Consider the following 3,773-nt stretch of genomic DNA (forward strand, 5'->3'; position numbering starts at 1 on the left):
CGCGATCGCGCTGGCCATCGAAGACGCGGGCGTTCTCCAGCAGGATCGGCTCGGCGGCGGCAGGCAGGGCGACGGTGGCAAGCAGCAGTGCCCACAGGCGGGTCGGTCGCATCGGCGGCTCCAGTCTTGGGGGAGGGTTGAGCCTACCCCATCGGAAGGGTCGCGTTGCCGGCCAGCGGCCGGCGATCATCTGCGCCTGTGGGCGCGCAGCAGGGGCAGGCTGATGGCGAAGAAGCACAGCAGGGCGCCGGCGAGCGCGAAGCCGCTGCCCGCCAGGAAGGCGGTACGGCCCTGGTCGATGCCCCACAGCTGGCCGGCGATCAGCGCGCCCAGCACGCCGCCCACGCCGGACGAGAAACCGTACAGCAGGCCCTGGCCGTGGCCGTTGAGGCGACCGGGGAAATAGGTGGCCAGCATCTGCATCGCGGCCGCGAAGAACGCGGCAAATCCGAGGGCGTGCGCGGTCTGCGCCAGCAGCATCACCGGCAGGTTGTCCGGGAACAGCGCGGTGATCGCCCAGCGCACCGTGGAACTGAGCAGCGCGATCAGCAGCATCCAGCTGGCGTCATAGCGGCGGAAAAAGCGGCCGATGGTGAAGAACACGCCTACTTCGAACACCACCCCGATGGTCCACAGCAGCCCGAGCGTAGAGGTGGCATAGCCGTGGTGGTCCATGTAGACCGAGAAGAACGTGTAGTACGGACCGAACGACAGCTGTTCCATGAACGCGGCCAGGAAGAACGCCAGCACCTGCGGCTTGCGCACGATCTGCCAGAAGCCGGTCGCGTCGCCGTCGCTGCGCTGCAGGTTGCGCGCGTAGTAGTTGGCAAACCCCGAGGCGGTGAGCAGGCCGAACAGCGGCAGCATCAGCCACGGCAGCAGGTGTGCGTTGCCCGCGCCACCGTCGCCTTCGATGATCCAGCCAAACAGCATCACCACCGCGATGAAGCCCAGCGAGCCCCACACCCGGATCAATCCGTAGCGATGGCTGTCGCTGCCCAGGTGGGTCAACGTGATCGATTCGAACTGTGGCATCACCGCGTTGTAGAAGAAGCAGAACGCGATCATCGCCGGGTACAGCCACGGTTGCGGCAGCGGCAGCAGGAAGGCGCAGAACGTGAGCAGGGTCAGCACGCAGCCCAGCCGCAGCCAGAAGATCGGACGCGGCGAGGCGGCGGCGAGCGAGGTCCACGTGGTGGGCGCGACGATCCGGGTGGCATACCAGATGCCCATCATCACGCTGATCGCGGTGACGCTCATCCCGCGCGAGGTCAGGAACAGCGACCAGTACGGGGTGAACGCGCCCAGCGCGGCGTAGTAGACCAGGTAGAACGAGGAGAGGCGGACGACCGGTACGGCGTCGCGGGTGGGGGCGGTCATGCGGGATCTCGGTGCGCGCGCACCCATCAACGGTGGGTACCAACCGCGACATTATGCCGGTAGCACCCGACCGCTGGTCGGGTGATGCCCTTATTCCGGATCGTAGTCCAGGTTCGACGCCAGCCAGCGTTCGGCTTGCGCGCGATCCACGCCCTTGCGCTTGGCGTAATCGGCCACCTGCTCGCGCGACACCCGCCCCACCACGAAATACTGGCTCTGCGGGTGGCTGAAGTAGTAGCCGGACACCGCCGCGGTGGGCAGCATCGCAAAGCTCTCGGTCAGCTGCATGTCGGCGTTGCGCTCGGCGTCGAGCAGCCGGAACAGCGTGGCCTTTTCGCTGTGCTCGGGGCAGGCCGGGTAACCCGGGGCCGGGCGGATGCCGCTGTATTTCTCGGCGATCAACGCCTCGTTGTCCAGCTGCTCGTCCGGCTGGTAGCCCCAGTAATCGGTGCGCACGTGCTGGTGCAGGCGCTCGGCCAGGGCTTCGGCGAATCGGTCGGCCAGGGCCTTGAGCAGGATCGCGTTGTAGTCGTCGTGATCCGCCTCGAAGCGCGCCACGTGCGCGTCGATGCCGATCCCGGCGGTCACCGCGAACGCGCCGATCCAGTCCTGCTTGCCGCTGTCGGCCGGGGCGATGAAATCGGCCAGGCAGAAGTCCGGGCGTTCGACCGGCTTGTCGACCTGCTGGCGCAGGAAGTGCAGCACGGCCGGGCCGTCATCGGTACGCAGGTGCACGTCATCGCCAACGCTGTTGGCCGGCCACAGCCCGAACACCGCCTTGGCGGTCAGCCATTTCTCGCTGACGATGCGGTCGAGCATCGCGCGCGCGTCGCGGTACAGCTCGCTGGCCTGCGTGCCCACGATCTCGTCGGTGAGGATCGCCGGGTACTTGCCGGCCAGTTCCCAGGCCTGGAAGAACGGCGTCCAGTCGATCACGTCGACCAGGTCGGCCAGCGGGTAGTCGTGCAGCACGTGCAGGCCGGGCTTGTGCGGCGTGGGCGGCGTGTAGGCCGCCCAGTCGCCGCTGAAGCGCTGCGCGCGGGCCTTGGCCAGCGTCACCAGGCGCTTGGCGTCGCCACGGTTGCGATGGCGCTGGCGGATGTCGGCGTAGTCGGCCTCGTTGGCGGCCACGAAGGCCTCGCGCAGCTCGCTGGAGATCAGCGACTGGGCCACGCCCACCGCACGCGAGGCATCCTTCACCCACACCGTGGGCGCCTTGTAATGCGGGTCGATCTTCAGCGCGGTGTGCGCGCGCGAGGTGGTCGCGCCGCCGATCATCAGCGGCATCGTGAAGCCCTGCCGCTGCATTTCGCGGGCGACGTGGCTCATTTCCTCCAACGACGGCGTGATCAGACCGGACAGGCCGATGATGTCGGCATTCTCGGCGCGGGCGGCGTCGAGGATCTTCTGCGCCGGCACCATCACGCCGAGGTCGACCACCTCGAAATTGTTGCAGGCCAGGACCACGCCGACGATGTTCTTGCCGATGTCATGCACGTCGCCCTTGACCGTGGCCATGATGATCTTGCCGTTGCTCTTGGCGGTGTCGCCGCTGCGTGCCTTCTCCGCTTCGATGTACGGCAGCAGGTAGGCCACGGCCTTCTTCATCACCCGCGCCGACTTGACCACCTGCGGCAGGAACATCTTGCCGGCGCCGAACAGGTCGCCCACGATGTTCATGCCGTCCATCAGCGGCCCTTCGATCACGTCCAGCGGGCGGCTGGAACGGGCGCGGGCTTCTTCGGTATCGGCTTCCACCCAGGCGTCCAGGCCATGCACCAGCGCATGCGCCAGGCGCGCGTCGATCGGCTTCTCGCGCCAGGCCAGGTCTTCGCCCTTGACCTCGCCCTTCTTGCCCTTGTAACGCTCGGCGATCTCCAGCAGGCGCTCGGTGCCGTCGCGGCGACGGTTGAGAATCACGTCCTCCACGCGTTCGCGCAGTTCCGGATCCAGCTCGTCGTAGATCGGCATGGCGCCGGCGTTGACGATGCCCATGTCCATGCCGGCGGCGATGGCGTGGTACAGGAATACCGCATGGATCGCCTGGCGCACGCTTTCGTTGCCGCGGAAGGAGAACGACACGTTGGAGACGCCGCCGGAGACATGGCAGTGCGGCAGGGTGCGCTTGATGATGCGGGTGGCTTCGATGAAGTCGACCGCGTAGTTGTCGTGTTCCTCGATGCCGGTGGCGACGGCGAAGATGTTCGGATCGAAAATGATGTCCTGCGGAGGGAAGCCGACCTCGTCCACCAGGATGCGGTAGGCACGGGTGCAGATCTCCACCTTGCGCGCGCAAGGTACTGCGCCTCGCCTTCCTTGAGCGAGATCGAATTGACCACGCTCTTGCCCTGCAGGCACTTCAGCCCGGCCTCGATCACGCTCCATTTGGAGGA

1 protein-coding gene and 1 pseudogene are annotated in these 3,773 nt (G+C 67.1%); both read right to left on the reverse strand.

All coding sequences use genetic code 11. From position 1 onward, the window contains the following. Nucleotides 1-186: 186 nt before the first annotated feature. A complete protein-coding gene (locus DBR34_RS12745) occupies nt 187-1,380 on the reverse strand; it encodes an MFS transporter (RefSeq protein WP_128097068.1) in 1,194 nt (397 codons plus the stop codon). 90 nt (nt 1,381-1,470) lie between these two features. Next, nucleotides 1,471-3,773, reverse strand: a pseudogene (locus DBR34_RS12750) (vitamin B12 dependent-methionine synthase activation domain-containing protein); the annotation flags it as partial.

Origin of the sequence: Stenotrophomonas sp. HMWF003, assembly GCF_003061285.1 — a bacterium.
Lineage (GTDB): Bacteria > Pseudomonadota > Gammaproteobacteria > Xanthomonadales > Xanthomonadaceae > Stenotrophomonas > Stenotrophomonas maltophilia_AP.